General features: G+C 33.5%; 13 protein-coding genes and 1 pseudogene. 6 read left to right on the top strand and 8 right to left on the bottom strand.

Annotated features, from left to right (window positions below; translation table 11 throughout):
• The first annotated feature begins 153 nt into the window (after positions 1–153).
• Positions 154–534: a DUF1573 domain-containing protein gene (locus OLM54_RS01240; protein WP_264536802.1), complete on the top strand. Its 381-nt coding sequence runs from the start codon at positions 154–156 to the stop codon at positions 532–534.
• A 182-nt stretch (positions 535–716) separates the two neighbouring features.
• Here OLM54_RS01240 and OLM54_RS01235 read toward each other — a convergent pair whose 3' ends face one another.
• The 6 genes from OLM54_RS01235 to OLM54_RS01210 form a co-directional block, all read right to left on the bottom strand.
• Positions 717–1,208, bottom strand: a complete 492-nt coding sequence (locus tag OLM54_RS01235; RefSeq protein ID WP_264536801.1) for a hypothetical protein — start codon at positions 1,206–1,208, stop codon at positions 717–719.
• Between the two features lie 92 nt (positions 1,209–1,300).
• Positions 1,301–3,433 (bottom strand): OmpA family protein, encoded by a 2,133-nt coding sequence (locus tag OLM54_RS01230; RefSeq protein WP_264536800.1) that lies wholly within the window; start codon positions 3,431–3,433, stop codon positions 1,301–1,303.
• A 10-nt stretch (positions 3,434–3,443) separates the two neighbouring features.
• Entirely contained in the window at positions 3,444–4,379 is a 936-nt protein-coding gene (locus OLM54_RS01225; protein WP_264536799.1) for a type IX secretion system membrane protein PorP/SprF, read from the bottom strand.
• 28 nt (positions 4,380–4,407) lie between these two features.
• Positions 4,408–6,168 (bottom strand): gliding motility-associated C-terminal domain-containing protein, encoded by a 1,761-nt coding sequence (locus tag OLM54_RS01220; protein WP_264536798.1) that lies wholly within the window; start codon positions 6,166–6,168, stop codon positions 4,408–4,410.
• 113 nt (positions 6,169–6,281) lie between these two features.
• The gene (locus tag OLM54_RS01215) at positions 6,282–7,040 is read right to left on the bottom strand and encodes a hypothetical protein (RefSeq protein ID WP_264536797.1); all 759 of its coding nucleotides are present in this window, start codon (positions 7,038–7,040) and stop codon (positions 6,282–6,284) included.
• 132 nt (positions 7,041–7,172) lie between these two features.
• Positions 7,173–8,495 carry a PDZ domain-containing protein gene (locus OLM54_RS01210; RefSeq protein ID WP_264536796.1) on the bottom strand — a complete coding sequence of 441 codons (1,323 nt, stop codon included), beginning with the start codon at positions 8,493–8,495 and terminating at the stop codon, positions 7,173–7,175.
• A 122-nt stretch (positions 8,496–8,617) separates the two neighbouring features.
• Between OLM54_RS01210 and OLM54_RS01205 the strand changes: the two are divergent.
• The 5 genes and pseudogenes from OLM54_RS01205 (at position 8,618) to lgt (ending at position 13,561) form a co-directional block, all read left to right on the top strand.
• Positions 8,618–9,816 (top strand): annotated as a pseudogene (locus tag OLM54_RS01205) (pyridoxal phosphate-dependent aminotransferase).
• 202 nt (positions 9,817–10,018) lie between these two features.
• A complete protein-coding gene (folE, locus tag OLM54_RS01200; protein ID WP_264536795.1) occupies positions 10,019–10,690 on the top strand; it encodes a GTP cyclohydrolase I FolE in 672 nt (223 codons plus the stop codon).
• A gap of 133 nt (positions 10,691–10,823) precedes the next feature.
• Positions 10,824–12,302 carry a cysteine--tRNA ligase gene (gene cysS, locus OLM54_RS01195; protein ID WP_264536794.1) on the top strand — a complete coding sequence of 493 codons (1,479 nt, stop codon included), beginning with the start codon at positions 10,824–10,826 and terminating at the stop codon, positions 12,300–12,302.
• 22 nt (positions 12,303–12,324) lie between these two features.
• Positions 12,325–12,564 carry a membrane protein insertion efficiency factor YidD gene (gene yidD / locus OLM54_RS01190; protein WP_264536793.1) on the top strand — a complete coding sequence of 80 codons (240 nt, stop codon included), beginning with the start codon at positions 12,325–12,327 and terminating at the stop codon, positions 12,562–12,564.
• Between the two features lie 64 nt (positions 12,565–12,628).
• Positions 12,629–13,561 (top strand): prolipoprotein diacylglyceryl transferase, encoded by a 933-nt coding sequence (lgt, locus tag OLM54_RS01185; protein WP_264536792.1) that lies wholly within the window; start codon positions 12,629–12,631, stop codon positions 13,559–13,561.
• Positions 13,562–13,611: 50 nt separating this feature from the next.
• On the opposite strand, the gene OLM54_RS01180 is transcribed toward lgt, so the two are convergent.
• Both OLM54_RS01180 and secDF read right to left on the bottom strand, forming a co-directional pair.
• A complete protein-coding gene (locus OLM54_RS01180; RefSeq protein WP_264536791.1) occupies positions 13,612–14,220 on the bottom strand; it encodes an acyloxyacyl hydrolase in 609 nt (202 codons plus the stop codon).
• 85 nt (positions 14,221–14,305) lie between these two features.
• Positions 14,306–17,278 (bottom strand): protein translocase subunit SecDF, encoded by a 2,973-nt coding sequence (secDF, locus tag OLM54_RS01175; RefSeq protein ID WP_264536790.1) that lies wholly within the window; start codon positions 17,276–17,278, stop codon positions 14,306–14,308.
• Positions 17,279–17,282 lie beyond the last annotated feature (4 nt).

The raw sequence follows: 17,282 nt of genomic DNA, 5'->3' as shown, positions 1-17,282 counted from the left end.
TAAACAAATAAACCCAAAAAAAATTGGTTCAATTTTTGTAATTATAACTGACAGCAAAAGTAAATAATTAAGTACACTATAAAAAGAGAAATAATAATTTGTGTATTAATTAAAACAAAGTATATTTACTTACAACTTAAAAACAATTTCAAAATGAAAAATGTTGCCACTTTTATTGTAATAGTATTATTTAGTGCAATAGGGTATTCGCAAAATGGCCCCAAAATTGAATTTGCAGCTCCGGACAACACTATCGATTATGGAAAAATTTCGAAAAGTGATAATGGAGTTCGATCTTTTGAATTTACAAACACCGGAGATGCGCCTTTATTGGTTACATCTGCAGAATCGACTGTAAGTTCTATCGTTGTTACAAAACCTGCCGCAGCAATTATGCCAGGTAAAAAAGGAAAAATCGATGTAAAATACAATATGGCTGCAGGTCCAATTCGTAAAACAATTACTGTAGAAACCAATGCCGTAAATTATCCTGACGGTAGAGTTGCCCTAAAAATTAAGGGGGAAGTTTTATAAAAAAATTAAAATTTAAAAATAGTAAAAGCCGCTTCAAATGAAGCGGCTTTTTTTTATGAAACAGGTTTTATTTTGTCATTTCGAGGAACGAGAAATCACACGCGTGACTCGACAAAGATTGACGATTTTGATTGTAGAGCTTCTAGTGTGATTTCTCCTTCGTCGAAATGACAAGATTGCGACTACTTTTGTGTTTCATCAGAACATTCAACAGCTGCAAATTTATATTTTACGCGTTCAAAATCGATAGGTTTATCTTTTACCAAATAAGTAACTCCCATTGTTGTTTGCATTGTTCCGTTGCCTAAAATAAGTTGTGTGTCTTTCTTTAAAAATGCCATTGGGTTTTTGAAAGTTCTGGTTTTATTTGTTCCTTCAATAAAGGTATAATCTGCAAATAGTGTATCTCCGTGAAATTCTCCGCTAATTACGCCATTTTTTTCAGGAGCTCCGGCAACTTTCATTACCATATTTCCGGTTATTTTGCCGTTTTTTAAAGTGTTTAATTTTAAGTCAACAATATCCTTTTCATAGGTTGCTTCGTAACATTGAACACTTACAGGTTTTTCTGTTGCGGCTTGGGTAGTTTCAACTTCTTTCTTGCTTTCTTCTTTTTTACAGCTTTGAAATCCGATGCACGCCAAAAGCAAACATGGTATGACTAATTTTTTCATGATTGAATATTCGTTTATTGTTATAGTATAAAATTACGTTTTTTATTTAATAAACCCACAGGTTTTAAAAACCTGTCGGGTTTGAAATCGTGTTATAAATTCTTAATAACAAATTCGCTTCTTCTGTTTAATTCATGTTCTTCTTCATTACAAGCATCATCTGTTTTACATTTTATAATTGGTACTGATTCTCCATACCCTTTTGCTGTTACTCTATTTGCATTAATACCGGATTGTATGATAAATTCTCTGGTAGAATTGGCTCTCTTTTGGGATAAATCTTCGTTGAATTTCGCATTTCCTCTTGAGTCTGTGTGCGATCCAATTTCGATTACCATTCCCGGATATTTATTCATTAATGTGACAACTCTGCTTAAAACTACTTTTGATTCTTTACGAATGTACCACATATTATAATCAAAATAAATAGGATCGGTTTTAATAATCAATCGGTCTTTATTGTCTTTTATAACGTCTTTTTCCTGTTTTAAAATTTGATCGACTTTTTCTTTTTTCTTGATTTCTGTGGCAGCAATTTCATCTGCTTTGGCTTTTTTCCCGGCTTCTTTTAAAGCAATAACCGCCAACGCTTCTTTTTTCTTATTTTCTTCTTCTATAATAATTTCCTGCTGTCTTTTCTTTTGAGCAGTCTCTTTTTCTTCTAGTTTAATGGCTTCTAAAGATTTAAGTGCCAAAGACGCATCGTTTATTTTGTTTCTTGTTTTGTCTAAAACCAATGATTTTGATTCGTTGGTGTATTTTTCTTTAAATGCCGAAACTTTATACGAAGCTTCGCAGGGAACTGTAAAACTGAATTTTCCATCGGCAGAAGTTGTAATTGTATTCAACGTTTTATTTTCTGGATCCTGCAGTAAAACAGTTGCGTTTTCAAGCGGTAATTTTGTGTCAATATCTGTAATTATTCCTGTGATAAACTGTTTGCAGTCTTCAACGATTAAATCTTTAATTTCTGTAAATTGATACATATCGTCGCTTCCTTTTCCGCCTTCTCTGTTGGAGGCAAAATATCCTTCTTTGGTATTTGAATCGATATTAAATGAAAAATCATCTAAATTTGAGTTTAAAGGCAAACCAATATTTGTGGGTTTCGAATATTCATTTCCATTGATATCTGAAACAAAAACATCAAGCGATCCGAAACCCAAATGTCCATCTGATGAAAAATAAAGTTTGTTATCTGCAGAAGCAAAAGGAAATTGTTCTCTTTTATCTGTATTGATAATTGGTCCCAGATTTTTTGGTGTATCAAAAGCTCCTTTGTTAATGTTTACGGAATAAATATCAAATGAACCTAAACTTCCGGGCATGTCCGAAGCAAAATACAATACTTTTTCATCGGCACTTAAAGCGGGATGTTCTACTGAATAATTTGGACTATTGAACGGAAGTGTCGTTATATTTTTCCATTTTCCTTCTACTAATTCAGCTTTAAATATTTGAAGATTTGAAATTTTCTGATCGTTTTTTCTTTTACTTCCGTTTTTAGAATTATTACGGGTAAAATAAATCGTTTTGCCATCTTTTGTAAAAACTGCATTGGCTTCATGAACGCCGGTTTTTAATTCATCGGCAAAATAAGTTAACTGTGCATCAGCAGCATTTATGTTTTGAATTGGTACTTTAACTAAATTTAAATAGGTTTCATTATCCCATTTGTATTTTTTATCGAATAATCCGGGTTTTAGTTTTACGCCTGCAAAAACGAGATTGTCTTTGAATTTTACTGCTCCAAATTCTGAATTTGGTGTGTTTATTGCCAGGTTTTTTATGTCAAATCGGTTTCCAATTGCTGATACATTTTCGAGTTCTTTCAGTTCTTTTTGAAAATATATAGTATCCTGATTATTGGTTGATTTTGCGTAATATTCTTTTAAAACAACGTTTGCATTTTCATAACTATTTGTTGCTTTTAACGTTTGGGCGTATCTAAAATAATAATCTCTGTTTAAATCATTATTATAATTGGTAACCAATAGTCTGTAATAACGTTGTGCTTTTATTAGATCATTTGTATAGAAATAAGAATCAGCAAGGTTTTTAATTACTTCCTGCGATGGTTTTGTTTCAGCAAGTTTTTCATATAAAATGATGGCTTCGGTGTAATACGTTTTGTCAAAAAAACGTTTTGCCCTAATCAATTCCTGATCTTGTGCATTTATAAACTGTATTGAAAATACGAATATAATAACGAGTAGTTTTTTCATATTTTTCATTTTAAAAGAATCTTGGTGATTTATCAAATCCTTTTCCTAATAAATCCAAATCAAAAAGGAGCATAATTTCGTGTGTTCCTGAATTAAACTGACCTAAATTTGAAAGTGTATAATCGTATGCATAACCTACTCTTAAAGTTGATGTTACATTGATATTTACCAATGCACTTATGGCATCGCTTATTCTGTAAGCTGCGCCAAATTCAAATTTATTATTGTAAAGTACATTTGCGGTTATATCGATAGAAAGTGGCGCGCCATTAACATATTTTGTCATGAACGCAGGTTTTAATTTTACCTTGTCATTGATTTGAAACACGTATCCGGCGGTTAAAAAAGTATGAATTTCTTCAGATCCGTAAGCGTTTATTCCTGATTTTTCTTCAATATGTTTCGATTTTAATAGGTTTGGAGCTGAAATTCCGGCATAGAAATTATTTCTAAAATAGTATGCTCCTACTCCAATATTTGGTTTGGTTACATTGACATCTTCAGCGAAAGCCATATCTGTCGTAACATCTCCACTTTGCAAAACAAAACCATTGAAATTTGTCTGCATTGATGTAAATCCTGCTTTTAGACCCAATGAAAGTTTATTTTGTCCTCCTAAATTTAGTACATATGCAAAATCAGCGTAAACGTTATTTTCTTTTTTGGCTCCGTCGCCAATATCATCAGAAACTAATGAAAGCCCCACTTCTACTTTATCGGTTATAGCGGTATGCCCGAAAAAAGTAAATGTTTTAGGAGCTCCAACTGAGCCAACCCATTGTGTTCTGTACAATCCTCCAAGGTTTAACATAGCTGGCGTTCCTGTTGCATACGCCGGATTTACAACGCTCATATTATACATATAATGTGTATACTCAGGATCTTGCTGTGCAGAAATTGAAGTTATATAAAAGAAAAAACTTATAAAAAATATTATGTTTTTCATTTGAATTTTATATTAAAATGTAAAGGAATTATCGGTTTAAGTAAAGGCGGCCTTGCTTTGGAGGTCTGTTATCTTTATTAAAATTCAGAACATAAAAATAGACTCCGTTTGGCGCCATACCGCTTCCAATTCCTTCTCTCTCATAATTTAAACCATCCCAGCCCGGTTTACCATTATAACCTTTATACATTCCGTTTCCATATCTGTTAAAAATTTCAAGTGTATAATTTGGGTATAAAAATTCAATATTCGGAATCACAAAAGTGTCGTTTACACCGTCTCCGTTTGGCGAAAATCCATCAGGGATAAAAAAATCATTTGGCACATTCTCACAATCTGTTAGTGTAACCGTAACTTCAAGACGATCATTAGAAAAACAATTTGTTGTGTTGGAAAAATCGTAACCAAAATAGGTTCCCTGCTCAATTAAAGCTGTTGTTGGCGGTATTACATTTCCGTTTGGATCATACCAAACTATTGACGAAGCCACATTTGTATTATTGGATAAATCGGCAATGGTTGGATTATTTAATCCGCAAAAATTTTGTCCATCTGTATTTAATACAGGCGCTGGTATATCATTTATAGTAACCGAAATCATTGTTGGGTCTGATGTACAACCGGCTGTAGTTATTGTTACCCAATAATTCTCTGACTGCAAAACATACGTGGGAGCGAGAGGCGTTGTTAATGTTGCTGCATTATACCATTTATATTGTGCTCCGTTTGGCTGTAAATTTGCAATTGTCGTATGATCAATTTTACAAAATTCTTTATTGGTAGCGGTTGGAGCCACGGGAATTGGGTTTATTGCAAAAGGATCTGCAACACCACTTACATCAACCGCACATGTGGTGATGTTATTTTGCAAATTGGTAACAGTTGCCGTTGTTGTTCCTGTGTTTGCAAGTAAGGTTGAAGGAATTACAAAAGATGCTGTTCCGTTTGTTGGCGTTAATACAACGGTTTGTACTGCTGCTGTATTACTTCCTGAAAGTGTATAATACACTGTTACATCGGTAAGATTTCCTAATCCTGAAACCGAGGCAGAAACGGGATCTCCAAAACAAACATTAGCAATTTGTATTTTTAAAGCTGCAATATTAGGTAAAGGATTTATGACTATATCTCCTTTTAAATTGGCTGTATTTGTACATTGCGATACTACATGGGTAATATTTGTAATGGTAATAACACCGTTTCCGCTTCGTGGATTTAAAATTCCCGGAATTGTAAAACTTGCAATACCACCTGCAAATGTAACTCTGACGGTTTGTGCATTTACACTATTTACACCAGAAATATCGTAACGAAGATCATAAGTACCATCAACAATTTTTACGGCATCTGAAATTACTACTAAAGCATCGGTGTTCTGGCAGGTTTTTATTTCAGCTATTTTGGCTCCGGTTAAATCCGGAATTGGATATATGTGCAGTACATCTGATAAAGGACTATTCACATTTGTACATGCTCTTTCGCTATCATCTTTATATATATCAAGAATTGTTACGGTAAAATCTCCAACTTGTTTAAAATAATCTGATTTAATGGGAAAAAGAAGTACTCCGTTTGTAAAGTTCGCTGTAACGGTTTCTGTACCTCCATTTGGTCCTGAAACAGTAAACACAACTCTATAAGTTCCGTTTGGAATAGCTGCCGGACCTTTTGTAATTCTGCCGGAATATGTTGCTGTTGGAATGTCTGTTTCGCATATATCAGAGCTTACAACAAGAGTTGCGCCGGTGAAATCTAATTTTGTTTCAATCCTAATTCTTATTTGGGTCATTTCAGGACTACAAACTCCTTCTGCAGATGTAACAGTATAATTAAAAAAGTAATTTCCTTCTCCAAATCGATTGTAAATTCTTTGAATATCAATATTATGATCCCCCTCAAAAGTTAATTCTTGGGTTGGTCGTAAAGTAGTATCTGTCCACGTGCCTCCGGGTCAGGATTATTGGTAAGCATATTAAACAAGTCATAATTGGTATAACTTGCAACAGCATCACTACAAACCTTTAAAGGTGGTTTTGGATCTCCCGGTTCTGGTGCCTTAACAACTTTTACAGATATATTAGCGGGAGGCGGAGCTACACATGTACCTACAGCATCCATAGTATATGTAAATGAGTATAGTCCATTTAATTTAGTGACATCAATACTAGATCCCGGTACAATGGAATTGTCGGCATCGTTATGCCACGTTCCATCTAAAAGCGGACTGAGATATCTACCGTCAAAAGCCTGAAAAAGATTATAACTCCCTAATGCAGAACAAATTATTGTTTGAGAAGGTTTTCCGGTGTAACCGCCAATTGTAACGAAAACCGTTGATGAATTATCAGCACAGCCCGCAACGCCTGCGACTGTGTAGGTGTAATGATAAAACCCACTGCTGGTAATAACGTGTACATTTAAAAAACCTGTTACAGGATCTAATCCTCCTGATTTATCAACATCAGACCATTTACCACCCGGAGTTGCTGGTCCTAATAAAGAAAATAAGTCAATTGATGCATTTGCGGGGTTAGCATAATCACAAATTGGAGGCAATATTGCGTCATTACCAGCACATTGCGCATAAAAAGTATTAGGTAAAAAGAATAAAAAAACAACAAGCAAGATACCTTGCAAGAAATTAGTGTAATTTTTGACCATAATTATATTTTTGATAAACATAATAAAAATATCACATTTATTGATCAAAAAACTTAATTTTCTTATTAATTTTTCATAATAACACAAACAAAGCTAAAAAACTCATTATTAATTTGTCATTTTGTAAGAATATTACAATTCGTCTTCGAGTTTAAATCTAAATTTTAAAATCAGGCTGTTTCGCTCTACTTCCATAGTAATCCAAACATCTTCTTCTGATTTTAAAAGATTATTTATTTGCTGCAACGAATATTTATAAGGCAAAACTTTATTGATACTAATAATAATATCTCCTTGTTTTAAACCGCATTTTTCGGCGGCAGAATGTTTACGAATATTTACGATTTCATAAACTGGTTTTAGCTGAAATTTATACCTGAAATTATCATTTTTTTCCTTGTCTTCTACTTCAGCTATTGATGTCGCAACTTGTACCGTTTGCAAATGAACTGTTTCCTGAACCCATTGCAAACCATTGTGCTGAATCGTTATTCCGCTTTTATTATAAGTGAACGGTTCGTGAAATTTGGCATTTTTTTTAAGATATAATTTCTTATCTGCATAATCTAAAACCACAGTAAATCGTTTTAAAATTTCTCCGCCAACTGAACCAATCCGATCCGGAACCATTTTTACATTTCGAATAGAAGTCGAATCGGGAAAAGAAACAATAGGATTTTTAAACTCAAAATCTGCAATAGAAAATTTTTCAATTTTTGCGCGATGTCCTTCGATGTCGCCGCTAAAACCTTTTCCCAGAAAATCAGGAAAATTCTTTTGAGGCAGTTTTATTTTATTGTTTTCGAAAATCCAGAATGCATCACTATTACCAATATCAATAAGCATTTTTGCAGGTATTTCGGCACCATTTGTAACGGCTGTTGTATATATATAAGGTTTTGATCTTTCGATTGTTATTGGAACTGATGTGAATTTCTTGTCTAATTTTTGTTTGATTTCTTCATTATTGGAATAAATGATAACTTTCTTTTTCTGATAATTGATTTCGACTAAATTATTTTTAAAAAATTTATATCCAATAATTCCGTTTACCGGAATTCCTATATGTGAAGACAAATTAAAAGTCTGATCTAAAATAATAAAAACCAAGTGGTTACTAGACTTTATACCATGCGTCTCCAAAACATTATTGGCAGATTTTAAGCCCTCAATTTCTTCTTCACTTCCTAAACCTCTTAATTTTATTTTTTCGACATTATTAAAACTTACTTCCTGTCTTTCTTCCATACTAAACAAAATAGTTTCTTCGACACCTGAATCAAGCAAAAAATTTAGCTCGACTCCGTTGACTTTTATGGGAATAAAAACAAGATTATTGATCAATTTAAAAGGAATAACAACTTTTTTATGGTTATTTTCTATTAAGAAATCACTTTGCGCTTTTAACGAAAAAGATGACAAAAGCCCAAAAAACAGCACAATATATTTTTTCATTGACAATATTTTATTATAAAATTAGTAAATATATTGATAATTGTTACATTTTCACAAGGACCGTTAATGTTTACGTTAAATTCGAAAAAAAAATGCAAATTTGCACTTCAATAATAAAACACATGCCAACAATTTCAAACAAAGGCAGAAACATGCCCGAATCACCGATACGTAAACTTGCTCCTTATGCAGATATTGCAAAGCAAAAAGGACATAAAGTGTATCATTTAAACATTGGTCAACCGGATATCAAGACACCCGAAGTGGCCATCGAGGCGGTAAAAAATATTGATTTAAGTATTATAGAATACAGTCCATCAGCTGGATATGAAAGTTATAGAAAAAAATTAGCAAAGTTTTACCAACGTCAAAATGTAAATGTTAACCCAGAAGACATCATCGTAACAACGGGTGGTTCTGAAGCCTTATTGTTTGCATTAGCCACAATTACAGATCCGGGAGATGAAATCATCATTCCTGAACCTTTTTATGCTAATTATCATGCATTTGCATCATCAACCAGCGCAACAGTTGTACCTGTAATCTCGACAATCGAGACGGGATTTGCTTTGCCAAGTATTGACGATGTCGAAAAATTAATTACACCAAGAACAAAAGCCATATTAATTTGTAACCCGGAAATCCAACAGGTTATTTATATTCTGAAGCTGAAATCAAACAATTAGCGGGTTTAATTAAAAAACACGATTTGTATTTAATTGCTGATGAGGTATATCGCGAATTTTTATACGATGGAGACGACGTTCATTTTTCTGTAATGAATCTAAACGATGTTGACCAAAATGTAATTATGGTTGACTCTGTTTCAAAACGTTACAGTATGTGTGGCGCAAGAATAGGCTGTTTGGTTACAAAAAACAAAGCAGTTCTGGCTACAGTAATGAAATTTGCTCAGGCAAGACTTAGTCCGCCAACTATCGAGCAAATTGCTTGTGAAGCAGCTATAGATACACCTCAGAGTTATTTTGATGAAGTTATTTCTGAATACAAAAGCCGTCGCGACACTTTAATTACTGAATTAAACAAAATTGAAGGCGTAATCGTTACGAAACCAAAAGGCGCTTTTTATTGTATTGCACAACTGCCAATAGAAAATTCTGAAGATTTTGCACAATGGCTTTTAGAAAGTTATGATCTTAACGGAGAAACGGTAATGGTCGCTCCTGCTGCCGGTTTTTATTCTACTCCGGGCATGGGTTTAAATCAGGTAAGAATTGCGTATGTACTAAACAAAAAAGATTTAATTAGTGCTGTAAACGTTTTAAAAGAAGCGCTGCTGGTTTACAACAACAGAAAATAACAACGAAGTAAAAACAATAAACCTTAAAGACAATAACTTAACTGTTATTGTCTTTTATTTTTAAAAAAACACAGGTTTTGATTTAATTTAAATTATATCCAAAAAGGAACGATTAAATAGTAAAAACGATAGAAAAGGTTTGCTTTTTATTAATTATCTTTACCGCCTTAAAAAGATATACCCATTATAATAGTAGTTTTTAATGATAAATAACGAAGATTTTTTAGACGAAATAGGTGACAATCATTTTAGCAGCAACGCAAAAAACCCTGTAAGACAGGATGCTTTTGACTTAACTGACGATGAAAAAATAGAAAAAATAAAGAAAGATGTCGAAAACATTCTGCAAACTCTTGGAATGGATTTGACGGATGACAGCATAAAAGGGACTCCAAACCGAGTTGCAAAAATGTTTGTGAAGGAGATTTTTGGTGGTTTAAACCCTGCAAAGCAACCAAAAGCTTCTACTTTTGACAATAATTATAAATATGGAGAAATGCTTGTAGAGAAAAACATAACTGTTTATTCTACCTGCGAACACCATTTACTGCCTATTATTGGACGTGCTCATGTTGCTTATATTTCCAGCGGAAGGGTGATTGGTTTATCTAAAATGAACCGAATTGTAGAATATTATGCAAAAAGACCTCAGGTTCAGGAGCGTTTAACCATGCAAATTGTTCAGGAATTGCAAAAAGCTTTAGGTACCGAAGATGTTGCCTGTGTTATCGATGCAAAACACCTTTGCGTAAATTCAAGAGGAATTAAGGATATCGAAAGCAGCACAGTTACTTCTGAATTTGGTGGAAAATTTAAAGATCCTCAAACTAAAAGAGAGTTTTTAGATTACATTAAATTGGAAACTCAATTTTAGTTTTTCACAAAATTTCATATTATATTTATGGTCTAGCCCTGATGGAAGCGGCATCCTTTTATGGCGGGGTTCGCCATAAAAGATACAGCGGACAGCAGGATTAGCTCCTGAAAAAAAATCAATTAAAACGATTATGCCTTTATACACCAGTCAACATCTAAAAATATACAATTCACTTTCGGGTGAAAAAGAAAGTTTCAACCCAATTCACGAAGGAAATGTTGGAATGTATGTTTGCGGACCTACGGTTTATAGCAATGTACACTTAGGAAATGTGAGAACATTTATGTCGTTTGACGTTATTTTCAGGTATTTTTTACATCTTGATTATAAGGTTCGTTACGTGCGTAATATTACAGATGTTGGTCATATTGTAGATGATGTTGATGAAGGTGAAGATAAAATTGCCAAAAAAGCACGTTTAGAGCAACTGGAACCAATGGAAGTGGTACAGCGCTATACGGTAGATTTTCATGATATTTTAAAATCATTTAATTTTTTACCGCCAAGTATTGAGCCAACTGCAACCGGACATATTATTGAACAAATCGAAATCATCAAAAAAATTATCGATACCGGAATTGGTTACGAAGCCAACGGATCTGTTTATTTTGATGTCGTAAAATATAACGAAACCAACAATTACGGTGTTTTAAGCGGGCGAAATATCGAAGATATGCTTGCCAATACGCGTGATCTTGATGGTCAGTCTGACAAAAGAAATCCTCAGGATTTTGCCCTTTGGAAAAAGGCAGAACCGGAACATATCATGAGATGGCCTTCTCCTTGGAGCGATGGTTTTCCGGGTTGGCACTTAGAATGTACTGCAATGAGTACCAAATATCTTGGCAATCATTTTGATATTCACGGTGGCGGAATGGATTTAAAATTCCCACATCACGAATGTGAAATTGCACAAAACGAAGCTTGTACAGGTCAGTCTCCGGTAAATTACTGGATGCATGCCAATATGCTTACTTTAAACGGTAAGAAAATGGCAAAATCGACTGGAAACAATATTCTTCCGGGAGAGATTTTAAGTGGGGATAACAACATTTTGAGCAAGGCTTTTTCTGCATCTGTAACACGTTTTTTCATGTTGCAGGCTCATTACAGAAGTATTTTAGATTTTTCTGATGATGCTATTGTCGCTGCAGAAAAAGGATATAAAAGATTGATGGAAGCCGTTGATGCTTTATCAGGTATTTCAACAAGCAGCACAAGTTCTATCGATATTGCATCGTGGAAACAATTGTGCTACGATGCCATGAACGATGATTTTAATACGCCAATTTTAATTGCGCAATTATTTGAAGCCGTTCGTTATGTCAATTTATTGAAAGAAGGAAAAGAAACAATCTCTGCTGAAGATCTTGCAACATTTACAACAGCTATTAATGCGTTTGTATTTGATGTTTTAGGTTTAAGCGATGAGAAAGCGGCTGACAGCAATAACGATAAATTAGAAGGTGTTGTAAATATGCTTATCGGAATGAGAAATCAGGCAAGAGCTGACAAAAACTTTGCACTTTCTGATCAAATTCGCGATCAGTTAATTGCTTTAGGCATCCAGCTGAAAGACGGAAAAGAAGGAACCAGTTTTTCAATATAACAAACTCAATTTCTAATAAATCATGAAAGTAATTACTCCATTTGTTTTATTAGTACGCTTTTATCAAACTGCAATTTCGCCCTTTACACCAGCAAGCTGCAGGTTTGAACCAACCTGTTCGACCTACATGATTCAGGCTTTACAAACTCATGGATTATTTTACGGCGGATATTTGGGAATTAAACGTATCTTGAGCTGTCATCCCTGGGGAAGAACAGGCTACGATCCCGTTCCTGAAAAAAAATGCTCGCATAAACATTAACTTTAAATAAAGATCTACTCTGTTTTAAATATTTATTTTTACAAAATACAAAACAATTTAATATATGACACACGCCTTAAACATCATTTGGAATCCTTCAGAAGGAATCGATTTAGGATTTTTCATGATTCGTTATTACAGTTTAATGTTCGTAATCGCATTTGGATTAGGATGGTTTTTAATGAAGAAAATTTTCGAACGCGAAAATGAACCACTTGACAAATTAGATTCTCTATTTGTATGGACCGTTTTGGCAACTTTAATTGGAGCTCGTTTAGGTCATGTTTTATTTTATGATTGGGAATATTTCAGAAATCATTTACTGGAGATATTTTTACCTTTTAAATTCGAACCAAAATTTGAATTTACAGGTTTTCAGGGCTTAGCAAGTCACGGTGCTGCAATCGCTATTATTATTGCGATGTATTATTACAGTAAAATGATCTTAAAACGTCCGTTATTATGGATTTTAGATCGCGTTGTAATTCCGGTAGCGAGCGGTGCAATATTTGTTCGTTTAGGAAATTTTTTCAATTCTGAAATTATCGGACATGAAACTGACTCTGCATTTGGAATTCGTTTTTTACACGACCAGTTCAGTAAAGGTGAAGCTGTAAATGCAACACAAATTGCAAATCCTAAAGATGCTTATACTGCCATTGCTACAGATCCTAAATTTGCTGATTTATTAACTCAGGTTCCGGCAAAACATCCAACGCAATTGTATGAAGCTTTTTGCTATATTTTTGTATTCGCAATCTTATTTTTCCTGTATTGGAAAACGAATGCAAGATTACGTTCAGGATATTTATTCGGATTGTTTTTAGTGCTTTTATTCCTTGTACGTTTTATAGTTGAGTTTGTAAAAGAAAGTCAAGGTGGTTTTGAAAGCGAATTAGGCTTATTCTCGACAGGACAATGGCTAAGCATACCTTTTATCATCATTGGTCTTTTCTTTATCATTAGAGCAAAAAGAAACCCTTTAGCGACATCTTAAAACTTCGCTTCAAAATATAAAATGCCCGACAATATTGTCGGGCATTTTTTTTATAAAGAATATGAAATTCCGAATTCTAAATTTTTAGTGTTATATCCTGCGTTTTCAGATCCCAAACCGGCATTCGAAACATGTCTTACACTTGGGCGTAAATCAAATTGCAGGCTTTTTACTTTTAATGAAAAACCTGCTGCCAAAACATCTGCAAAAGCAAAACCATCAGACATTCGTTCTGTTTCTGTATCTGTAATCATCGGGCCAATACTGCCTAATAAATAAAAAGAACATTTTTTGCTAATTGGTTTTCTAACTAAAAAACCAACATTCAACACATATTCATGAATATCCTTTAACTGGGTATATTTTGCTCTTTTCTCGATATAATCAGGTTCTTCCGGTTTTACAAAATAAAAATTTAATAATTGATGTGTACCAAAATTTACCTCTGGCTGAACTAAAATTTCATATTCAAAATGTTTTGTTTCCTTCAATTTATAATACAATTGCAGTTTATAAAAATGATTTGTAAAAGTGTAATCTTTATTCTTGAATTCACTTCCAAAACCATAATTAAAACCAATAGCAAACTTAGGTTTTTGATCCTGAGCCGACATTTTTATTATAACAAAAAACAAAATCAATAGTAGTTTTTTAATCATACACACATTTTAAAAACGATTTAAATATAGCACAAAAAAAGATCCGGCTTTCACCGGATCTTTTTAATATAGTTTAAGCAATTAATTATGCTTTATTATGCTTGTCTTCAATGTTATGTTTTTCATCTTTAGAAATCGTATCAACCAATACTGGCGTAGCGATAAATAATGAAGAATAAGTTCCTACAACAATACCAACTAACATAGCGAAGATAAATCCTCTAATTGATTCTCCACCAAAGATAAACATTGTCAATAATACAATGATCATCATCAATGACGTATTCAACGTTCTTGATAATGTAGTGTTAATAGAAGCGTTTACGATATCTTCAAAACTTCCTTTACGGTTTCCGATGATAAATTCTCTAACCCTGTCAAATACAATTACAGTATCGTTCATTGAGTATCCGATTACGGTAAGAATTGCAGCGATAAAGTGCTGATCCATTTCCATGTGGAACGGCATGAATTTATAACATAAAGAGTAAATTCCTAATACAAAGATAACGTCATGCGCTACAGCAGCGATCGCACCTAATGAATATTGCCATTTACGGAAAGATACCATTAAGTATAAGAAAATTGCCGCCATTGCACCAAGAACTGCCCAGTAAGAGTTTGTTTTAATATCTTCAGAGATAGAAGCTCCAACTTTAGACTGTTGTAAAACACCCACTCTTTTACCATCAAAAGAATTGATAAATTTATCGTAAGTAGTATTTGGATAGTATTTTGCTAATGCTTTGTATAATATTTGATTCACTTCTGCATCAACAGCTACTCCATCTTCTTTGATTTTGTATTTTGTTGTGATTTTTAACTGATCGTCATCTCCTAAAATTTTAGCTTCAACAGGGGTTCCGAAAGCAGCAGATAATTCATCTGAAACTACAGTTGCATCAACCGGTTTTTCAAATTTAACCTGGAAAGTTCTTCCTCCAACAAAATCAACACCTTCATCTAATCCGTTAACGAAGAAGATAGAAATTAAACTTACAACAACTACAATAGAAGAGAAGATATAAGTGAATTTTTTGATTTTAATAAAGTCAAAGTGGAAATTAGTAAACCAGTTTTTAGTAATATTAGTAGAGAAAGTTAAATCTCCTTTTCCTGCAATATTTCTATCAATAAAGATTCTCGCAATAAAGATTGACGTAAACATTGAAGTTACGATACCAATAAGTAATGTTAAAGCAAAACCTTTGATTGGTCCTGTTCCAAAAATAAATAAGATCGCTCCGGTTAAAACGTGCGTAACGTTTGCATCAATGATAGAACGCATTGCACCATGCCATCCGTAAGATGTAGCTACAGCTTCTGCCAATGATTTTCCTTCACGTAATTCTTCTTTTGCTCTTTCAAATATAATAATGTTGGCATCTACCGCAGTACCTAATGTAAGTACGATACCTGCAATACCCGGTAATGTAAGTACAAAACCAAAACTTGCCATGATTCCGAATAAGAAAAGTAAGTTTAACAATAAGGCAAGGTTAGCATACCAACCTGCTTTACCATAATAGAACACCATCCATAAACAAACTAATAAAAATCCAATTACAGATGACATTGTTCCTGCATCAATTGCTGCCTGACCTAAAGATGGTCCTACAACTGTTGATTGAATAATATCTGCAGAAGCCGGTAATTTACCTGCATTTAAGACGTTAGCTAAATCTTTAGTTTCAGCAACATCAAAAGAACCTGTAATTTCAGATCTTCCTCCGGCAATTGGACCACTTGTAACTCCGGGAGCAGAATAAACGATGTTATCCAAAACAATAGCAATATAACTTTTTTGAGAAAAAGCTCTTCCTGTTAGTTCTTCCCAAACTTTAGCACCCTGACTGTTCATTTGCATAGAAACAGCCGGTTTACCCATTTGGTCAAATGTATCTTTTGCATCAGTTACAAGACCACCGTTCATAGCCGGGATATTGTCTCTGTTTCCTTTTAAAGCGTATAATTCTACTACTTCAACATCTTTTTGTTTTGCATCTTTAATTGTAGTTGGTTTACTCCAAACAAATTTTGCATAATGTTGGTCAGCACCTAATAAAATTCTGATGTCAGCTCTTTTAAAGTATTCGTTTACAGTAGCTGTATCTTTTGGAGCGAAATAACCTAAAACCGGTCCGCCGCCTTGTCCTAAAATTTTATCAAATAAAGGATTGTTTCCTTTTTTAGCTTCAGTAGAATCTTTAGAACTATCTGTTAATAAAGCATTCAATGTATCTTTAGCAACTGTTTTAGTTTCTACTTTAACTTCAGTCTTTTTTAAAGCTTCGTTAGCAGCTACTAAAAAGTTTCCGATTTCTTCTATTTTATAAGTTTCCCAAAACTCTAATTGAGCTTTTCCACCTAATAATTTTTTAATTCTATCCACATCTTTAGCACCCGGAAGTTCCACTAAGATTCTTCCTGTTGCCCCAAGTTTTTGAATATTTGGCTGTGTTACACCAAATTTGTCGATACGCTCTCTTAATACTTTGTAAGCACTTTCGATAGACTCGTCAACTTTTTTTCTGATTACTTTTTGCGCTTGCGCATCAGTCATTTCAAAAGCGATTCCGCCTTCACCCTGTAAGTTTCTGTTAGCAAAAATTTCAGGAGATGCTAACTTTGTAGTTCCGTTTGAATTTGCATCAAAAGCCTCAAAAAATTTATCTAAATAACTTTTATTTCCTTCTAAATTTGCAGTTGCGTCAGCTAATGATTTATTAAAAACCGGATTTTTAGAATTGTTTGCTAATCCTTTTAAAACATCTTTAATAGAAATTTGAAGAATAACGTTGATTCCTCCTTCTAAGTCAAGACCTTTATTGATTTGCTTGTTTTTTACTTCATTATAAGTAAAATTAGTAAACCCAAGATTCAACACTTTCTCTTTTCCAATAGAATCTAAATATTTTAGCTCTTTATCAGGATTGTCTCCTGCAAAAGCTTTAGCTTCACTTTTGACATTACTTGCCACGTAAGTGAACGAAAGTTGGTAAATACTTACCAATGCAAATAGAATTGCGAAAAATTTAATAAGTCCTTTATTCTGCATTATT

Source organism: Flavobacterium sp. N1736 (genome assembly GCF_025947065.1).
GTDB lineage: Bacteria > Bacteroidota > Bacteroidia > Flavobacteriales > Flavobacteriaceae > Flavobacterium.
Note: the sequence above shows the minus strand (reverse complement) of the source record. Positions and strands in the feature narration are given on the sequence as shown.

What these genes read in the sequence shown, in the direction of transcription:
- OLM54_RS01240 (WP_264536802.1), top strand. Translation starts at nt 154, where the DNA reads ATGAAAAATGTTGCCACTTTTATTGTAATAGTATTATTTAGTGCAATA.
- OLM54_RS01235 (WP_264536801.1), bottom strand. Translation starts at nt 1,208, where the DNA reads ATGAAAAAATTAGTCATACCATGTTTGCTTTTGGCGTGCATCGGATTT.
- OLM54_RS01230 (WP_264536800.1), bottom strand. Translation starts at nt 3,433, where the DNA reads ATGAAAAAACTACTCGTTATTATATTCGTATTTTCAATACAGTTTATA.
- OLM54_RS01225 (WP_264536799.1), bottom strand. Translation starts at nt 4,379, where the DNA reads ATGAAAAACATAATATTTTTTATAAGTTTTTTCTTTTATATAACTTCA.
- OLM54_RS01220 (WP_264536798.1), bottom strand. Translation starts at nt 6,168, where the DNA reads ATGACCCAAATAAGAATTAGGATTGAAACAAAATTAGATTTCACCGGC.
- OLM54_RS01215 (WP_264536797.1), bottom strand. Translation starts at nt 7,040, where the DNA reads ATGGTCAAAAATTACACTAATTTCTTGCAAGGTATCTTGCTTGTTGTT.
- OLM54_RS01210 (WP_264536796.1), bottom strand. Translation starts at nt 8,495, where the DNA reads ATGAAAAAATATATTGTGCTGTTTTTTGGGCTTTTGTCATCTTTTTCG.
- folE (WP_264536795.1), top strand. Translation starts at nt 10,019, where the DNA reads ATGATAAATAACGAAGATTTTTTAGACGAAATAGGTGACAATCATTTT.
- cysS (WP_264536794.1), top strand. Translation starts at nt 10,824, where the DNA reads ATGCCTTTATACACCAGTCAACATCTAAAAATATACAATTCACTTTCG.
- yidD (WP_264536793.1), top strand. Translation starts at nt 12,325, where the DNA reads ATGAAAGTAATTACTCCATTTGTTTTATTAGTACGCTTTTATCAAACT.
- lgt (WP_264536792.1), top strand. Translation starts at nt 12,629, where the DNA reads ATGACACACGCCTTAAACATCATTTGGAATCCTTCAGAAGGAATCGAT.
- OLM54_RS01180 (WP_264536791.1), bottom strand. Translation starts at nt 14,220, where the DNA reads ATGATTAAAAAACTACTATTGATTTTGTTTTTTGTTATAATAAAAATG.
- secDF (WP_264536790.1), bottom strand. Translation starts at nt 17,278, where the DNA reads ATGCAGAATAAAGGACTTATTAAATTTTTCGCAATTCTATTTGCATTG.